Genomic DNA, 17866 nt, shown 5'->3' on the forward strand with positions numbered 1-17866 from the left:
TCGGCCGACAGGAGCGGCGCACGGCGACGGCACGCACACACAGGACGTACTCGATCGTTCTCGATCGCCCTTGCGTGTACCTGCATAGATGTACCGGGCTTTACCGACTCTTTTCTTTACGACACGCTGCCCTATACCTGACACTGAAGGGCCACCCGATTGGGAGACGGCGACGGGGTCGTCCGGCACACGGGCGGCCAATAACCCACGCCACAAGTGCCGTTAAACACTGAACGAAGTGATCCCCGCTCCGGGCCGGGCACTCCGGAAGCCATGGACCGGAAGCGCGGGACAGGCTCGGGCGCGGGTCCCGCGGCACCCCTGGCGGCGAATCGTTCCCGCAAAACTATGCGGCCCGACAGCCGCTCCCCCACCCGGGCCGCATCCCGTCACCCGTCTCCCCGCACGTCCGTCCTCACATCCGTGCGGTGGCCCCGGCTCGCTTGTACGTGTGCAGGAGCAGGGACGTCTCCGCCGAGAGGATGCCGGGGAGCCCGGCGAGGGCGTGCGGCTCGAAGGCCCTGAGCCGGTCCATGGAGGCATGGCTCGTGTAGCCGAGGATGTTGTCGCGCCCGGTGGTCCGCACCAGGTGCCGCACCGAGGGCTCCCGCGCGAGGCTGCGCACGGCCTCGCCGATCGCCCCGGGCCGCACGGCGAGCCGGAAGCGGGCCTCGACCGGGTAGCCGAGCACCGCGGGCTCGGCGAGCAGGCGCAGGTGCAGGGCGTGGGAGGCCATCAGCCGGGCCAGCCGACGGCGGGCCGTGGTCTCCCCGACACTCAGCTCGCGGGCCAGCCGGGTCAGCGGCATGCGCGCGTCCCGCTCCAGCAGGGCGACGAGCGTGCGGTCCAGCGCGTCGAGCGCGGGTGCGGGCGGCAGCGGACGGCCCTCGCTGACCGCGTGCCGTACCGGGGTGGGTTCCGGATCGTGCGGGGCCCAGTCATTGGCGGTGAGGAACAGGTCGAGAACCACGGAGATGTGGACACCGCGCACCCCGTCGAGGGCGCCGATCCCCTCGTCGACCGCGGCGAGCAGCCCGCCCTGGTCCTGGGCCTGGATCTCCGCGAAGACCTGCGGTTCCCCGGTGGCGACCTCGACGGACCGGATGTCGGGGCGCCGTGCCAGCGCCGCGGCGAGGCCGCCCAGATGACCGGGCGCGCAGCCGATGGCGAGTTCGGCCGTGATGCCTTCGCCCAGGTACTCCGGCACCAGGGCGGCGGTGAACCGGACGAGGCCCGTGGTGGTCATCCGGTCGAGCCGGCGGGCGACCGTGCGCTCGTGCACTCCGACGCGTTCGCCCACGTCGGACAGGGCGGCGCGGGGCTCGCGGCCCAGGACTCGCAGGATCGCGCGGTCCACGTCGTCGAAGGAGTACCGGGACCTGTGAGGGGCCGCTGTATCCGCCATGTCGCCTCCGTCCGTGGCCGGATTTCGCCGTTCATGAGTCTGCCATGCCCGTATCAGCCGAGTGTTCGGCACCCTGTTGCCCCGAAATCGGGTCGTGGACGACATTGCAGTGCGCATTCCGCCGCTTCCGCTTCCCCGCCGGTCATCAGAACGGGTCACCACGTATGACTGATACTCGCGCCACCGCGCCGTCCGCGCCGGCTGCCACGCTCCGTCCCACACCGCCGGTGGCGGTGATCGTCTCGGTCGCCCTGGTCGAGTTGTCCAGCGGCGTCACGCAGGGGTTCCTCTCGCCCCTGCTCCAACGGCTGACGGGCACCCTGCATGTGACGGCGGCCGATCTCAACTGGCTCAGCATCTGCAATCTGCTGGCCAGCGTCGCCTTCACCCCGGTGCTCTCCCGCATGGGCGACCTCTACGGCCACCGGCGCATCCTGCGCTGGACCCTGGCGATCGTGCTGAGCGGTTCGCTGATCGTCGGGATGAGCACGTCGTTCAGGATGCTGCTGGTCGGCCAGGTGCTCCAGGGCGCGTTCGCCGGCTTCTTCCCCCTCCTCGTCGGAATCCTGCGCAACCGCACCAGCGACGGTGAGAGCAGGCGGGGCATCAGCCTCATGGTCGCCGCCCTGGTCGGCGGGCTCGCGGTCGGACTGCTGGCCAGTGGACTCGTCGCCCAGTACGTGGCACAGCCGACCGCGGCCCTGTGGGTACCGGCCGTGGGCGTGGGTGTGGCGCTGATAGTGACCTGGCCGCTGCTGCCCGAGAGCGACCACCGCCCCGGCGGCTCGGTGGACTGGCTCGGCGGCATCGTGCTGTCCGCGGGCCTGGTCGCGATCATGCTGGGGCTCGGCAAGGGCGGCACGCCGGGATGGGCCTGGACCTCCGCCGCGACCCTGGGCTGCCTGGCCGGCGGAGCCGTGCTCACGGCCCTGTTCGCCTGGATCGAGCTGCGGTCCGACGAACCCATGATCGACGTGCGGCTCTTCGCGCACGGGGACGTCGTCGTGATCTCCCTGATCGCGCTCACGTTCTCCTTCTGCATGATCGGCCTGCAGGTGGCGAACCCGGTCTTCCTGAGCACCCAGGAATCGGCCTTCGGCTACGGCCTGGGGCTGACACCGCTGCGCACCGCCTTCGCGATGCTCCCGAACATGGCGGCGCTGGCGATCGGTTCGCTCACCGCTCCGGCGGTGGCGGTCCGGTTCGGCGACCGGTTCACACTGGTGGCGGGATCGCTCCTGATGGCGGTCGGTTACGCCGGGGCGCTCATCGCCCACCAGTCGCTCTGGCCCTTCCTCGCGACGACGCTGGTCGCCGGGGCGGGCTGCGGATTCCTCCAGCAGTCGACCCGCACCCTGGCCGTCGAACTCGTCCCGCACGACCAGACATCGGTGGGCTCCGGGATCAACGAGCTGCTGATCAACGTGGGCGGATCGCTGGGCGCGGCCGCCGTCCTGGCCGTCTCCGCGAAGGCCACGCCCGCCGGCAGCCCGCTGCCGCGCCTCGGCGCGTACACCACCAGCTGGACCGTGTGCGTCGGCGTCTCCCTGCTGGGCGCGGTGATCGCCCTCTTCCTGCGCAGGTCGCCCGCGAAGCACTGACCCGTACACCCGTACCGCCACGCTCCCCACTGGAGAACCGCATGAACACGTCCGCTCTGCGTGAGCTCAGCCGCACCGCCCTGTCCGCCTCCCGGGACCGGATGACCGCGCTGAGCCACAGCCTGCACGCCGAACCCGAACTCGCCTACGAGGAGCACGAGTCCGCCCGCAAGATCGCCGACGAGCTGGAGCGCGGCGGCTTCGACGTGACCCGCGGCGTCGCGGACCTGCCGACGGCGTTCACGGCGACCGCCGGTTCCGGGGAGCTCGTGATCGGCATCTGCGCCGAGTACGACGCGCTGCCCGGCATCGGCCACGCCTGCGGCCACAACGTCAACGGGGCCGCCGCCACCGCCGCCGCACTGGCCCTCGCGCCCCTCGCGGACGAGATCGGCGTGACCGTGAAGCTCCTCGGCACCCCCGCCGAGGAGTACGGCGGCGGCAAGGCCGACATGCTGCGCGCCGGCCTGTTCGACGACGTCGCCGCCGCGATGATGGTCCACGCCGCACCGCAGGACGCCGTGGGCATGGCGTCCCTGGCCATCAGCAGCTGGAAGGTCGCCTACACCGGGCGCACCGCACACGCCGCGGCCATGCCGCACCGCGGCGTCAACGCCGCCGACGCGATGATGATCGCCCAGGTCGCCATCAGCGCCTACCGCCAGCAGATGGCGCCCGGCGGGATCGTCCACGGCATCGTGACCTCGGGCGGCGAGGCCCCCAACGTCATTCCGGGCCGCACCACGGCCGACTACGACTGCCGGGCGGAGACGATCGAGGACCTCGCCGTGCTCCAGGCCCGCATCCGGGCCTGCTTCGAGGCCGGCGCACTCGCCACCGGAGCCGAGCTGAGCCTTGAGACGGTCGGCAACGACTACGCCGACCTGCGGCAGGACCTGGCGATGGCGGGCATCTACCGGGACGTCGCCCGCGACCTCGGCCGCACCATCCAGGACCGGCCGGGGATGCGGGCCGGCTCCACCGACATGGGCAACGTCTCCCATCTGGTGCCGACCATCCACCCCATGATCGGGTACGACTGCGGCGACGCCATCATGCACAACCCCGACTTCACCGCGTACGGGACCGGCCCCGGCGCCGACCGGGCGGTCCTGGACGGCGGACTGGCCATGGCCTGGACCGCGATCGGCCTGGCCGCCGACGACGGCCACCGCGCGACGCTCCTCGAACGTCTGGCGGCACGGCGCGCGAAGTAGCGGAAACGGCCCCCGGCATCGCCGGGGGCCGTTCACCACTGCCGCGTGGAGGAGCGTCAGCCGATCTCCGCCCCGAAGGCCGCCAGTGCCTCCGGCACCGGCTGGAAGAACGTCTCGCCGCCAGAGGAGCAGTCACCACTGCCGCCGGAGGTCAGCCCGATCGCCGTGTCACCGGCGAAGAGCGAGCCGCCGCTGTCACCGGGCTCGGCACAGACCGTCGTCTGGATCAGCCCGTTGACGATGTCGCCGTTGCCGTAGTTGACCGTGGCGTCCAGCCCCGTCACCTGGCCGTCGTGCACCTGGGTGGTGGAACCGCTGCGCGAGACCGTCATCCCGACGGTCGCCTCGCCCGCCTTGGTGATCGGCTGGGTGGAGCCGTCGTAGAGGTCGACCTCGCTCGGGTGCGCGGTGTCCGAGGTGTACTTCACCAGCCCGAAGTCGTTGTCCGGGAACTCCGAGCCCGCGTTGGTGCCGATCTCCCCGCCGCCCTGCGAGTCCGACCAGCTGGAGATCGCCTCGGTGCAGTGCCCGGCGGTGAGGAAGTACGGTTCGCCGTCCTTGACCACGTTGAAGCCGAGCGAGCAGCGCCCGCCGTCGCCCCAGATCGCGTCGCCGCCCGCGATGAGCGGCTTGAACTCCCCGGCGGACTTCTTGAGCTGGGCCTTGCCGCCGAGCGACTCGACCACCGAGCCGAGCTTCTCCAGGTCCGCGCCCTTGACCGTGCGGTCGGCCGTGACGACGACCTTGTTGCTGACCGGGTCGACGGCCCACGAGGTGCCGGGGATCGCCGCCTTGCCGGCCAGGGTCCGGCGGGCCGACTTCAGCTCCGCGAGCGAGTTCGGTACGACTCTGGCCCGCCCGCCCGCCTGCTCGACCTGGTCCGCGGCCGCCCGGTCGACCACGTTCATCACGAGGTTCCTGGACTTGGCGTCGTAGTACGAACCGGCCGCGTCGCCGCCCAGTTCCTTGCCCAGACCGGTCGCCAGCTTTCCTGCCGCGTCGGCCGTCAGCGTCCGCGCGGTGGCCTCGGGCGTCCCTTCACTGGCGTTCGCGCTCTGGAACGTCGCTCCCGCCGCGACCAGGGCGACCACCGCAGAACCCGCCAGCACTGCCCGCTTCCCGGATATGCGTCGATGCTTCAACTTCGACCTCCTGTGGGGGCCGCGTACGGGTGATGTGGGGTCACCCGTACGCGGAGGATGAGGCGCCCACTATTCCGACGGAGCGAAGGGCACACAAGGCCGAACTCAGGACGCACACACGACAACACCCCTTCGGTCTCACCGTGTTCACGTACCGGCGGTCACCCCCCTGCTGTCCGGTATGCACCCCCGCGCGTCCGGTTCCCGACGCGTCCGGCGGACTCCCGGCCCGCGCGCCCCCTCCACGCGCCCCGTAATCGTTCAACGCGCAGTCCCCATACGTGCATTGATGGTCCATCATCGAATCAAAGCGGGGCAGTCGGGCACGTCGTGCCCGCAGGGACACAAGGAGGCGCGGAGTGCGCAGTCGCGTGCGCGCAACCGACGGACGGCAACTGGTGGTGGAGCGTCTGGGGGATCCCCGCGGCAGACCGGTCTTCCTGCTGCACGGGATGCCCGGCAGCAGGCTCGGTCCGGCTCCGCGCGGCATGGTGCTGTACCAGCGCAAGACCCAGCTGATCACCTACGACCGGCCGGGATACGGCGACTCCGACCGGCAGCAGGGCCGCTGCGTCGCCGACGCGGTGGAGGACGTCCGGGCCATCGCGGACCACATCGGGCTCGACCGGTTCGCCGTCGTCGGCCGGTCCGGCGGGGCCTCGCACGCCCTGGCCTGCGCCGCGCTGATGCCCGAGCGGGTCACGCGCACCGCGGCCCTGGTGGGCCTGGCCCCCTGGGACGCCGCCGGCCTCGACTGGTTCGACGGGATGGCCGCCTCCAACGTGGCGGCGTACACCACGGCGGCCGACGATCCGGACGGGCTCGCGGAGTCCTTCATCTCGCGGTCCGCGGTGATCAGACGCGACCCGGTCCGGCTCATCGACGATCTGCGCCGGGAGCTGACCGACTCCGACCGGATGGTGGTCAACGACGTCGGCGTCCGCACCATGCTGCTGCGCAACTACCGTGAGGGGCTGCGCACTTCGGCGTACGGATGGATCGACGACGCGCTCGCGTTCAGCCGCCCCTGGGGGTTCGATCCGGCCGACATCACCGGTCCGGTGCTGCTGTGGCACGGCGAGAAGGACGTCTTCTCACCGGTCGGGCACACCCGCTGGCTGGCGGGCCGCATCCCGGGCGCCACCGTCGTGGTGGAGCCGGCGGCCGCGCATTTCGACGCGCTGCACGCGCTCCCCCGGATCCTCACCTGGCTGCTGGACACGGCCGAGCGGTGAGCTGAGCGGCGGGGCGGGAGCGTCCGGCGACGGCCGGGCGCTCCCGCCCTGTCATACCGCGGAGATTCTCATGCCGCGGGCTCTCTCATACCGCGAGCGGTTCCAGTTCGCGCTGGAACCGGCGCTCGTCCCGGGCGATCCGGGTGAGCGGATGCTCGTCGCCGAGCTGCCGGGACAGCTCCTCGACCGTCTCCGCCCTGACCTGGAGCGCTTCTTCATGGCGCCCCATGGCGTCCAGCGTCACCGCCATGTTCGACTTCATGCCCAGCGTCTCCGGGTGATGCGCCCCCAGAGCCAGCCGGAACTGCCCGGTCAGCCGCCGCTCGGTCGTCAGCACCAGGTCCAGACCGCCCCGTTCCGCGGTGGTGTTGGCCAGGTTCATCACGCTGAAGAGCGTGTTGGGGTGCTCGGGCCCGTACACCTCGCGCATCGAGGCGACCACACGGGTCAGCACCTGCTCCGACTCCTCCGCGGCGCCGGACCCCAGCAGGTAGACGCCCAGGTTGTTCAGGGCGGCCAGAGTGTACGGGTGCTTCTCGCCCGGCACCTTCATGTACTGGTCGACGACCTCCCGGGCGGTGTCCCTGGCCTCGGTGGCCTCGCCGGCCGCGTACAGGTCGGCCGCCATATTGAGGTCGCAGGCCAGCCACTCCGGGTTGGCGGAGGTGTACTTGGCCCGGTACCGGGCCCTGGTCGCCACCGTGAGCCGGCGGGCGTCCTCCAGCCGCCCGGCCCGCCGCAGCGACACGGCCAGCGCCTTCGCCGCGCTGAGGGTGCCGGGGAAGGACCGGCCGAGCGTGGCCTTGTAGCTGTCGTACGTACGGCTCAGCAGGCCCACCGAGTCCTCGTACCGGCCGACGTCACGCAGGTCGCGGGCCAGGCTCATCGCCGAGGAGAGGCTGTACGGGTGCTCCTCGCCGAGCACCTCGCGGCGCCGGTCGAAGACGTCCTGGTCGATCTCGCGGGCCTTGGCGTACTGGCCGATGGACCGCAGGGTGAACGCCAGGTTGTTGGCCGCGGCCAGGGCCCTGGGGTGCGAGTCGTGGAAGATCTGGTTGAACCCCTCGGTCGCCTCGGTCGCCAGCTCGATCGCCCGGGTGTACTCCCCGAGCGTCCCGAGGTCGGTCGCCAGGCTGCTGGTGCTCATGTAGGTGTGCGGATGCTCCGGGCCGAGCACCTCCCGCTGGGTCGCCAGGGTGATCTCGTCGAGCTCCCTGGCCTCCACGTAGCGGCCGCGCGAGCGGTAGATGTTGGACAGGTGGAAGCAGAGGTACAGGTACTGGATGTCCCGCTCCCCCAGTGTCTCGCGCCAGATGTCGCGCAGCTCCTCGCAGAGCGTGGTGGCCGTCCTGAAGTCACCGCGCTTCCACAGGTAGCGGACCCGGTCGATCAGCAGCCTGCGGGCCTCCGGCTCCTGGCAGTTGCGTGCGTCGGACGGGCCCAGGTGTGGCCATATGGTCGAGAACTGAGGCCAGTTGGCCGGGTTGTCGATCGGCTCGTCGTCATCGGGGCGGGCGCCCGCCAGGATGCGGTGGACGGCGTGCCGGGCGTCCCGCTGCTCCTCCTCGGTGAGCTGCGCCCGGATGACGGCCTGGACGAGCCGGTGCACCTGGATGGAGTTGGAGACCTGGTCGACCTTGGCGAGGGCGAACCGGCCGATCTCCCGGATCACCCGGCCCAGCACCAGCTTCTCCTGGAGCGAGGCGTCGTACGGCTTCAGCGCCTCGATCATCTCCTTGCTGTACAGCAGGTTCCCCGAGATCGGCTCCGGGGCGAAGAAGGCGCAGAGCTGGAGCAGCCGCACCGCGGCGGGCGAGCGCTCCTTGAGCCGCTGGATGGAGATGTTCCAGGTCGCCGCGACCGGCTCCGGATAGCCGGCCGGCTGGTTGAGCGCCAGGACCTCCGGGGCCTGCTGGGCCAGCTGTTCCAGATAGGTTTCGATCGGGGTGGCGGTCTCCGCGATCCACGCCGCGGCCTGCTCGACGGCCAGCGGCAGATCGCCCACCGCGGTGGCCACCCGGGCGGCGTCCTCGTCGCTCAGACCCGGTGCCCGGCGCTGGAGGTGTTCGATGGACTCCTCGCGCAGGAAGACGTCGACGGGCAGGGCGTCGCCGTGCTGGGACCAGGCCTGGTTGCGGGAGGTGACCAGGATGTGCCCGGAGCCGCCCTGCGGGAAGTAGCGCCGCAGCCGCTCGGGGTCGTCGGCGTTGTCGAAGACCAGCAGCCAGCGGTCGGAGGGCACCCCGCGCCGCAGCAGGTCGACCGCTTCCTGGGAGGCGGCCGCCATGTCGTCGCCGCCCTGGGCACCGAGCCGGACGGCGAGTTCGGCCAGACCGGCGACCACGTCGTCGGTCTGCTCCGACGATATCCACCAGACCAGGTCGTAGTCGGCCATGAACCGGTGGACGTACTCCAGGGCGACCTGGGTCTTGCCGACGCCGCCGAGACCGTACAGGGTCTGCGGCTGCGGCAGTACGACGGCCATGCCGCCGCCGAGCTGGTCGCGCATCCGCTCCAGCACCAGCGAGCGGCCGGTGAAGCCGGGGTTGCGCGGCGGTGCGTTCCAGATCCGCGGGACGGTGCCGGGGAAGCGCGGTCCGGGCGAGACCCCGTCGGCGATCTGCACGGGCCGGTCCAGAGCCCGCAGCAGGGCCGCGGTGGCGTGCACCTCGTCGAGCCGGAAGAGATCGACGGGGTTGCGGTCGATGTAGGGCGCGGACAGCCGTACGTCACCGACCCTGAGCGGCACCAGATGGCGCCGCCCGCCGCCCGGGTCCTCGGCCACGGCCCGGTCCCAGATGCCCACCGCGCGGCTCGACTTGAGGTAGGCGCTGGAGAGCAGCACCACGGTGCGGGCCGCAGTCTCCGCGGTGACGGCCGACGGTTCCTCGGGCCCCCGTTCTGCGGACACGTCGCGCGGCACGACCCGGAACCCGGCCCGGGTGAGCGCGGACTCGATCCAGTCGGCCCACATCCGGTTCTCCGCGACGTAGCAGAGGAAGAGGTCGGCGGGCAGGGCCGGGCGGCGCCGGGTGAACGCGTCGCGGATACGCAGCCGTACCTCCTCGCCGACCGGGGGCATCGCGGTGACCTGCTGGTCGGTGATGACCGAGGTGAGGCGTTCGAACGCGGAGAGCAGTGAGTTGCTGAGCCCCGTCTCGTCCCCGAAGGTCGCCAGGGTCTCCTCGTACGCGTAGTAGGGGCGGTACGGGATCTCCACCGCGCCCCAGTAGGCGGTGAGTTCGTCGCCGGAGAGATCGCGCGGCAGCCGGTCGAACTTCAGCCGGGCCAGGGCCCGTCCGGCGTCCGCCTTCTCCTTCTCGCCCTCGTCGATGCGCATCGGGACGGGGAAGATGGAGATGGGGCGGCCGGTGTACCGCTCGGAGATCTGCCGGGCGACGGAGGCCGCGCCGTCGATGGACTGGTCGCTGAGGGTGAAGCAGTCGACGAGCGCGTCGGGCAGATGGACGGTGCAGATGTCCGCGATGTCGCTGAGCCCGGTGCGGCTGTCGATGAGGACGTAGTCGTAGTTGGCCTTCATGTCGTCGCGCAGGGCGTCGAAGAAGTGGCCGCCGCCGAGGCGGTCGTAGAAGTTGTCCCAGTCGAAGGTGGAGACGGTCGCGGAGTACTCGCGGTTCTGCCGTCCGGCGGAGACGAAGTCGAGCGTTCCGCCCTGCGGGAACTCCCAGCCGAGCGCCTCCGGAGTGAGCGAGACCGCGTGCGGCTGGATCCGGGCGTAGTCCCGGTGCCAGTCGTCGGCGCGCGGCACCGGGCTGGTGGCGGCCCAGGCGTACTCGGTGATCAGGTCGATGACGCCGGTGGTGGCGCCGAGGGTCGAGGGGTCGAGGAACGGGTGGAAGAACCGGTGGAGGCCGGGTGCCTCCAGGTCCCAGTCGACAGCCAGTACCCGTTTGCCGTTGGCGGCGAGAATCCAGGCGGTGTTGGCCAGGGCCATGGTGCGCCCGGTGCCGCCCTTGTACGAGTAGAAGGTGACGATGCGCCCGTCACGACTGGCCGTCATCCGTGTCCTCCGCGTCCGTCGCAGCGTCATGTGTCTCGGGGATGTACTGGGTCTGCGCCATGGGTCCCATCAGCCGCGTCCGTTCGCTGTGGCCTCCGCCGCCGGTGGCGGGCAGGTAGACGGCCGCGTGTCTCAGGTACTGCTGGGCGGCCACCTCGACCACCTGCGGCAGGATCTGGCCGAAGGCCTCCATGCTCGGTACCCCCTTGGCGGCGGCGCGGCAGTAGGCCCGGCCCTGGCGCATCTTGGTCGGCATGGTCCGCTCCAGCTTCGCGGTCAGTTCGGCCTCCGCGGCCCGGCTCTGGTGGTCGTCCCGGTTCCAGGGGACGACCATCGTCACCCAGGGGCGGTTCTCCGCGTCGAAGGCGGCGAGCCTGCGGCACCGGTCCTCGTCCTGGAGCGCCCAGCGGTCGACGAGCAGGATCTCGGGTGTGGTGGGGGGCTGTTTGCCGCCGGGGTGGCTGGGTTCCTCGTCGAAGGACGTGACGGTGGCCTGGTAGTTGAGGGAGCGCACCAGGTCCTCCGCCACATAGGCCAGCGGGCGGGCGGCGTCGGGGTGGTAGGGGTTCCAGTCCTGCGGGTTGTCGCCGTAGTAGTCGGCGTCGCGCCCCTCGGGCAGGTCGTGGCGGGTGGCGGCGGCGATGGTGACCTGCATCGGGCGGGGGCCGCCGGCTCCGCCGCCCGGCGCGCCGAAGGCGCTGGGGGCCAGCCGGTAGTCGACGGGCCGGCCGGTGCCGATCCGTACCGTGTCGGCGACGCTGACGATGCGCTTGGCGAGCTCGTACACCGCGCGCTCGTACTCCTCGGCGAAGAGCCTGAGCTTGATCAGTCCGTACAGCCCGTCACTGACGTAACGGTCCCCGAAATCACGGTGGTTGAACTGTAATCGCTCGGCCGGCCCGGGGAGCTGGCTGGGCGGTACCGGGACCCAGAGCGCCGGGACGATCGCCTCCGCCGGCTGGTTGGAGCGGGCCCGGTAGTGGATGGCGCGCTGGGCGAAGGCGTACCACTCCTTGCCGCACATCTCGCTGGCGAAATAGCGCGGGGAGAACAGCGGGACGAACACCCGGCAGCTGGCGAGCACCTCACCGAGCCGTTCCGACCAGCCCTCGCCGGAACGTATCTCACGGTCGATGAACCCGGCCGGCGCGCCGGCCGGCAGATCGGTCATGGCCATCACATGACCGCAGAGATCCTGGAAAAGCCGTTCGACCCACATATCGGGGTCCGTTCCACCGCCGTACCCCGGTGTGTGGGCATAGCTCAAGAAGAAGTACGGCCGATGGTCCGCCGCTCGCTGCTGCGTCGTCGCGTGCACACGACCCCCGTCCTGTGTGAGCACCCGCACCCGAGGAGTGAAGAGAATGCGAGCGAATTCATCATTCCGGAGCGGACCTTGCTCCACCCCCATGGCGTTCGGTCATTCACCGCCACTTTTCAGTCATGTATGCCCAGGCCCTATCGATCACACTCGTGATCGAAATCGGTCTGCGGCCGTTCCTCCCAGTTGTCCGGACTCCGCGCATGATCCCCTCGAACCGGAATCCGGTATTCAGAATTCTTTTCGCATCAGAGCGAGCAGTCGTTTCCCCCCGATGGTGAGTTCGGCCGCTCCCTCCAGTGTGTCGAGCGCCTGCGGTACGCCGTCCCGGTACCTGGGGTCGAATGCCGCGAGCGCCAGCCGTTCATAGGTACCGGCCAGCAGCCGGGAAAACGGAACCAATTCTTCCCGCCAGGGCATTCGATGTTCCCAGGAGCCGTCCGCCGCGTAAAGATCCGTGACGTCCACGAGGGCCCGGAATCCGGCCCGCCGTACTCCGCGCACCAGCGCGAGCGCGAGCGTCTCCACGCCGTCGTCCGCCCCGATGCCCAGCGCGCCGTACCCGTGCCGCCCGACGGACGGCTCGCCCGGCTCCGGGCCGGTCAGCGGCGTGAGCGTCAGCACGGTACCGGCGGACCGTGCCCCGTACCCGGGGGCCCGGTCCTCGATCAGCGCCCAGGCCTCGGTGAGCGCGGCGGCCAGCCGGTCCGCCGCGGCGGCGTCGAGCGTGGCCGCGGCGGGCGCCGCGAAGCAGTCCCGGTACGGGTCGAGGTCGTCGACCAGGAAGCCGGGTCCGCCTCCGGGCAGCGCGTACCCGCGCACCGGGAGCCAGCCGGGGACCGCCGGTGCGGGCCAGGCGATCCGCCGCTCCCCCGATCCGTCGCCACGAGCGACCAGGAAGCCGTCCTCTGCGGCGCGCACCCGGACCGTGCCGCGCTCCCCCGGGCCGCCGAGGGCCAGCCGCCCCAGGGTGGGCAGGAACAGCCCGCCGTCCCGGTACGGCACCGGCACCCAGGTGTCGAGTCCGGCCCGCACCACGGCGGCCGCGAGGCGGGCCGGCAGGCCGGCCGCCGCGTCCCGGACCGCCCCCGGCCGCTCCTCGTGCAGGGCATCCAGCGCGTCGAGCAGCCAGCTGCGGGTGTACGGGTGGGCGAGCACGTGGTCCAGGCCGCCCGCACCCCGCTCGGAGCCGTCCAGCGCGGCCGCCAGCTCCCAGGCCCCGGCCCACCGCTCGCCGCCCCGGCCGTCCAGGTCCCCGTGCAGGCGGGCGAGCAGCGTGCGGGTCAGGTCCTCCTGGGCCGCGAGCAGTTCGGCGGGGTCCGACACCGCGGGTGCCGCCGAGTCCGCCGGCGTACGGGCCTCGATGCCGTGCACCAGGGCGGCGAGATCCCGGCAGTACACGGACGGGTTGTCGAATCCCTCCTCGGCGCCCCCGGCCGGCGCCGCCGCGCCGGGCCGGGCGGAGCTGTAGCGGTGGGTGTACAGGCCGCCACCGCACGAACGTACGACGGGGCAACGGCGGCACGTGTCGCTGACGCCCTCCAGGCCCAGCTGCCTGGCCCGCACCCCGGGATGCGCCGCGACCTCGTCGAAGGCGTGCGTGAAGACGTCGAACCCGGTGGCCGCCGCGCCCTCGTAGGCGCTCTTGAGCGAGTCGACCTGTTCCAGGCTTCCGTCGGTCTCGACGACGACGAGGTCCGTGGGGGCCAGGCCCAGGGACTCGGTGAGGCTGGGCCCGCCGTTCAGCGTGGACAGGACGGAGGAGAAGATCCGCACCGGCACCGGCCGTCCGAGCTCCTGCCAGCGGTCGAAGACCGCGAGGAGCCAGTCCGCGTAGGCGGTGGGCGATCCGTCCGGACGCGGCGGCGGGTCGTCCCAGGTGGCGTGGGGAAGCAGGAAGTCGATGTGCGGCGGTTCCAGCTCGGTGAGGGCGTCGAGCACGGCGCGCGGGTCGTTCTCGATGTCGATGGTGCACAGGAGACCGAGGTCGAGGTGGCGGTAGCGCTCCTCGCGGAGCAGCTCGACGGCCTTGAGCACCAGGGGGTGGCTGCTGCGTCCGTCGGCGAAGCGGCGGTGCCGGTCGTTGGCCGCGCGGTCGCCGTCGAGGGAGATGCCGACCTTGACGCCGTACTCGCGGAAGAGGTCGAGATAGCGCGGGCTGAGCTGGAGGCCGTTGGTGTGGATCCGGAGATCGAGCGCGGCGATGCCGTCGAAGGCGGAACTCAGCTCTTCGCAGATGCGGCGCAGCCGTGCGGGGCCGGCGAGCAGAGGCTCCCCTCCGTGCAGGATTACTGACACGGAGGGCAGTGCGTGTGTCTTGGCATGCTCAGCCAGGCGCTGAGCAGTCCGGAAGATGACTTCATCAGAGATTGTCTTCGGACGGGTTCGCCAGCTCTGATCGGCATGTTCGTAGACATAGCAATGGTCACAGGCAAGATCACACCTGCTGTGAACCTTGAGGACTACTTCACGGAAAGGGACCAGGGGTCCTGTCATTCCACCAGTCTAGCCAGGCCGGAAGGGTGATCCGGCAGTCCGGCCGCGGCCGTGGAGTGTTCCGTGTCGGTGCGTCGGAGGGCTTTTCAGAGGGAGGAGTTGAAGGTGGCTGCCCGGACGATGCGGCCCGCGGACGCGACATGCACCCGGCCGAGCTTCCTGGCAGCTTCGCCACCACGCGCGTCGATCGCGGTGAGCGGCACACGGCTCTTCTTCGCAACGGCGAAGGAGAGGGAGGATTCAGAGGTCTTCACGGCCGTCCTTGAGGGGATTCGTTCCAATGGAATGGTTCCGGACAGGAAACCAGCGTTGGTACCTGCACCATTGCAGTGTCCGGCGGCACGACTTTACTCTCATGGCCTCGGTTGGCAACCGAGGCAGGCTACTTGGCGGCAGTGGGTCGCACGGGACCTGCCCCGGCCGAGCGGAACTACAGATTCCGCCATCAGAGTGACAACATAACCGCAGACGGGAGTGAACATGACGGCGATTCCCGGACCACTGCAGAGCATGGTCTTCAGGAACGCTGATCTGCCCGAACTCTTTCACCACACGGACGCCGTCGCGGTAGCGCGCCAGCGGGAGGCCGTGAATACCACCCGATGGCAGCTGATACTGCTGGTGGGGGGCACCGTACCGGCCGCGCTGCCCTGGCATGCCGAGGTCGCCGGCACGCTCCAACTCTCGGACTGCGCGGCGGCGTTGGCGTATCTGGGCGTCCTGATCGCGACGTACCTCACCTCCCGGCGGAAAGCAAAGTCGCATTGGCAACTCAATCGCTCCGCGGCGGAGTTCATCAAATCGATGTGCTGGCGTTACTCGGTGCACGGCTCACCTTTCGACACCGGTACCCAGCACCCGGAGGCGGTGTTCGCCAATCGCCTCGAAGAGGGGCTGCAGGAGCTCCGCAAGGTCGGCTGGTCGGACCCCCGCGACCGCACCGCCGATTCCGGCGGACTCATCACCGATTCCATGCACGCTTTACGGGACAAGGCATTCACCGTACGCAAGGAGACATATGTACGGGACCGGCTGATCGAACAGCGCAGCTGGTACCGCAGGCGTCAGGAGGTGTCGCGCCGGGCCACCGTGATCTGGTCGGTCACCATCGCGACGCTGACGGCGTTCGCCCTGGCCCTCGCCCTGTTCCGGGCGTTCTCCGTGGGCCAGTCCTTCGCCCTGACCGGGGTGCTGTCGGCCGCCGCGGCGGCCTGTCTGGCCTGGGCCGAGATGCGCCGCCACCACCCGCTGATCTCGGCCCACTCCCTGGTGGAGAAGGACCTTGAGTCGATGCAGATAGCGATGGAGACCACGCTGAACGAGCGGCAGTGGCCGAGGGCGGTGTTCGAGACCGAACGCATCGTCTCCCCGCAGCACACCGACTGGCTGGCCCGGCACCAGATGTGACGGTCCGGACGGCCGCCCGGCGCGGTCAGGCGCGTACGACCCCCTCGCGCCAGATCACCGTGACCGGGCGGCCGAGCCGGCGGGCGTAGGTGACGATGTCGCCCGTGCCGCCGAGCCCTCGGGCGGGCAGCCCGTCCCAGACCGCGAGGAGCCGGTCGCAGTGCTCCGCGATGTAGGCGCCGGCCGCGTAGTAGGCCTCGTCGGTGGAGTGCGGGTAGTCCAGCCGGACCTCCCGCACCGCACGGGCCTTGAGCCGGCGGTAGCGGGCCAGTTCCGCGCCGTCCGCGAAGCAGGCCTCGTAGTCGCCGCTGGGGATGACCGCGGTGAGTTCGGCGCCATGGGCGAGCGCAAGGTCCGCGAAGAGCTGGTCCGCTCCCACGGCCAGGCTGGACAGTGCCTCCACCGAGCCGTCGAACGCGCTGAGCGCCGCACCCATCGCGGCCAGCACATGGGCGTGCACCTCCTGCGGGATGCTGCGGTGGCCGGTCACTCCGATGCGATTCACGGACCTGGATCCCCCTGAGGTCTGAGCCGGGGGTTCCCGGAGGGCGTCCCCCGGGAGGCACGGCGTCCGCCCCCGTTGTCCTGCGCGACCGTCCTGTGCCGCATCCTCTCAAAGGCCGCGGGGTCAGCGGGAGCCCCCGCCCGGAGTTCGGGCGGGGGCAGGGCGTGCCGCCGAACCGCCGTCTGTCGCGCGACGCCGTGCAACACGCTCTCGCCGCACCGGCCCCGGACCCCAGTACGTCCAGTACAGGGGCCTGGGGCCGGCACACCGGAGCACCCGCCCGACACCGCCGGGCCGCCCTCCGGGCGACCACGGCAGTTCGACAACACGCCCTGGGGTGTTCGAGTTGGCCTTTCGAGGCGGCGGCCGGTCCCGGGGTACGGAACCGGCCGCCCGGCCGTCAGTAGATGCTGACGCCGTACGCGCTGAGCGCTTCGGTGACCGGCTGGAAGAAGGTCGTACCGCCCGAGGAGCAGTTGCCGCTGCCGCCCGAGGTGAGGCCGATCGCCTTGGAGCCGGAGTAGAGCGGACCGCCCGAGTCGCCGGGCTCCGCGCACACGTTGGTCTGGATCATGCCGTACACGACGTCGCCGTTGCCGTAGTTCACCGTGGCGTTGAGCGCGGAGACGGTGCCGCTGTGGATGCCGGTGGTGGAGCCCCGGCGGGTGACGGACATGCCGACCGTGGCATTGGCCGCACTGGTGATGTCGACGCTGCCCACGGTTCCCTCGTGGGAGATCGAGGCGTTGGCGTAGCGCACCAGGCCGTAGTCGTTGGTCGGGAAGCTGGTTCCGGCCGTGGGTCCGATGCTCGTCGAGTTCGACGAGTTGCTGTAGAACGGCGGGCTGCCTTCGGTGCAGTGGCCTGCCGTCAGGAAGTAGTACGTGCTGCCGCTACGGACGTTGAAGCCCAGGGAACAGCGGAAGCCCGGCCCGTAGACGGCGTCACCGCCGGAGATCAGCTTGCGGATCTGTCCGGAGGTGCGTTCGATCTTGAGGGCGCCCGCGTTGGAGCCGGCGGAGTCCTTGATCTGCTGGATCTGCGCGGCGGAGACCGTGCTGTCCGCCGTGACCACGACCTTCTTGGTCGCAGGGTCGACGGTCCAGGCGGTGCCTGCCACGTCGGCGCCGAGGACGGCGTCGCTCGCGGCGGAGAGCTGGTTCGCGCTGTACGTTCCGGTGGAGCTGGCCTGTGCGCTGGGGGCGGCGAGCGCGGCGACCGCTACGAGTCCTGCGGCAATGGCGACGGCCCTGCTGCGTCTCGCGGTACCGCTGAGGGGGGTGGTGCGCTTGATCCTCACGTGTCATTCCTCCCGAGGGGGGTTGAGGGCCCGCCCGTGGGGTGGCCGGACCCGGTGAGGCGCAGTCAGCCGCACGGCAGAGGTGTCCGCATTCCGAACCTGCCGTGCTCCTGACAAGCGCTGCTCGGGAGTATTCAAGGCGTCAACTTCCGGCGCAAGAGGGCCTCTTGGCCTGAGCTTCGCGACGGGCCACCCGCCGCACCCATGCGTCCGGCC

General features: G+C 70.9%; 12 protein-coding genes. 4 read left to right on the top strand and 8 right to left on the bottom strand.

From position 1 onward, the window contains the following. Positions 1–415: 415 nt before the first annotated feature. Positions 416–1405 carry an Lrp/AsnC family transcriptional regulator gene (locus ACIP89_RS31665; protein WP_402117879.1) on the bottom strand — a complete coding sequence of 330 codons (990 nt, stop codon included), beginning with the start codon at positions 1403–1405 and terminating at the stop codon, positions 416–418. A 164-nt stretch (positions 1406–1569) separates the two neighbouring features. Here ACIP89_RS31665 and ACIP89_RS31670 point away from each other — a divergent pair, with 164 nt between their 5' ends. Further along, positions 1570–3006, top strand: a complete 1437-nt coding sequence (locus ACIP89_RS31670) for an MFS transporter (protein WP_401930539.1) — start codon at positions 1570–1572, stop codon at positions 3004–3006. A gap of 41 nt (positions 3007–3047) precedes the next feature. Beyond that, positions 3048–4223, top strand: coding sequence for a M20 family metallopeptidase (locus ACIP89_RS31675; RefSeq protein ID WP_401930537.1), 1176 nt, complete (start codon positions 3048–3050; stop codon positions 4221–4223). Between the two features lie 56 nt (positions 4224–4279). Here the strand turns inward: ACIP89_RS31675 and ACIP89_RS31680 are convergent, their stop codons facing one another. Beyond that, positions 4280–5365, bottom strand: a complete 1086-nt coding sequence (locus ACIP89_RS31680) for a S1 family peptidase (RefSeq protein WP_401930534.1) — start codon at positions 5363–5365, stop codon at positions 4280–4282. Between the two features lie 359 nt (positions 5366–5724). Here ACIP89_RS31680 and ACIP89_RS31685 point away from each other — a divergent pair, with 359 nt between their 5' ends. Next, entirely contained in the window at positions 5725–6600 is an 876-nt protein-coding gene (locus tag ACIP89_RS31685) for an alpha/beta fold hydrolase (protein WP_401930532.1), read from the top strand. Between the two features lie 85 nt (positions 6601–6685). Here ACIP89_RS31685 and fxsT read toward each other — a convergent pair whose 3' ends face one another. From fxsT to fxsA, 4 genes are all read right to left on the bottom strand, one after another. Then, positions 6686–10621, bottom strand: coding sequence for an FxSxx-COOH system tetratricopeptide repeat protein (fxsT, locus tag ACIP89_RS31690; protein ID WP_401930529.1), 3936 nt, complete (start codon positions 10619–10621; stop codon positions 6686–6688). Further along, positions 10605–11963 carry an FxsC protein gene (gene fsxC / locus ACIP89_RS31695; protein WP_401930796.1) on the bottom strand — a complete coding sequence of 453 codons (1359 nt, stop codon included), beginning with the start codon at positions 11961–11963 and terminating at the stop codon, positions 10605–10607. The genes fxsT and fsxC overlap by 17 nt, the downstream gene beginning before the upstream one ends. A 210-nt stretch (positions 11964–12173) precedes the next feature. After that, positions 12174–14438, bottom strand: a complete 2265-nt coding sequence (fxsBH, locus tag ACIP89_RS31700) for a radical SAM/SPASM protein FxsBH, inactivated beta-hydroxylase extension form (RefSeq protein WP_402117880.1) — start codon at positions 14436–14438, stop codon at positions 12174–12176. Positions 14439–14524: 86 nt separating this feature from the next. Further along, complete coding sequence (gene fxsA, locus ACIP89_RS31705) at positions 14525–14692, bottom strand: FxSxx-COOH cyclophane-containing RiPP peptide (protein ID WP_401931871.1); 168 nt, start codon at positions 14690–14692, stop codon at positions 14525–14527. A 256-nt stretch (positions 14693–14948) separates the two neighbouring features. Between fxsA and ACIP89_RS31710 the strand changes: the two genes are divergently transcribed. Continuing rightward, a complete protein-coding gene (locus tag ACIP89_RS31710; RefSeq protein ID WP_401932022.1) occupies positions 14949–15845 on the top strand; it encodes a DUF4231 domain-containing protein in 897 nt (298 codons plus the stop codon). 25 nt (positions 15846–15870) lie between these two features. Here ACIP89_RS31710 and ACIP89_RS31715 read toward each other — a convergent pair whose 3' ends face one another. Further along, complete coding sequence (locus ACIP89_RS31715) at positions 15871–16350, bottom strand: hypothetical protein (protein ID WP_401930523.1); 480 nt, start codon at positions 16348–16350, stop codon at positions 15871–15873. A 400-nt stretch (positions 16351–16750) separates the two neighbouring features. Beyond that, entirely contained in the window at positions 16751–17650 is a 900-nt protein-coding gene (locus ACIP89_RS31720) for a S1 family peptidase (protein WP_402117882.1), read from the bottom strand. Positions 17651–17866 lie beyond the last annotated feature (216 nt).

The sequence above is a fragment of the Streptomyces sp. NPDC088730 genome, from assembly GCF_044751215.1.
Taxonomy (GTDB): domain Bacteria; phylum Actinomycetota; class Actinomycetes; order Streptomycetales; family Streptomycetaceae; genus Streptomyces.

Excerpts from the sequence above, each read along its gene's own strand:
- ACIP89_RS31710 (WP_401932022.1), top strand. The coding sequence starts at position 14,949 with ATGGTCTTCAGGAACGCTGATCTGCCCGAACTCTTTCACCACACGGAC.
- ACIP89_RS31665 (WP_402117879.1), bottom strand. The coding sequence starts at position 1,405 with ATGGCGGATACAGCGGCCCCTCACAGGTCCCGGTACTCCTTCGACGAC.
- fxsT (WP_401930529.1), bottom strand. The coding sequence starts at position 10,621 with ATGACGGCCAGTCGTGACGGGCGCATCGTCACCTTCTACTCGTACAAG.
- fxsBH (WP_402117880.1), bottom strand. The coding sequence starts at position 14,438 with ATGACAGGACCCCTGGTCCCTTTCCGTGAAGTAGTCCTCAAGGTTCAC.
- ACIP89_RS31670 (WP_401930539.1), top strand. The coding sequence starts at position 1,570 with ATGACTGATACTCGCGCCACCGCGCCGTCCGCGCCGGCTGCCACGCTC.
- ACIP89_RS31675 (WP_401930537.1), top strand. The coding sequence starts at position 3,048 with ATGAACACGTCCGCTCTGCGTGAGCTCAGCCGCACCGCCCTGTCCGCC.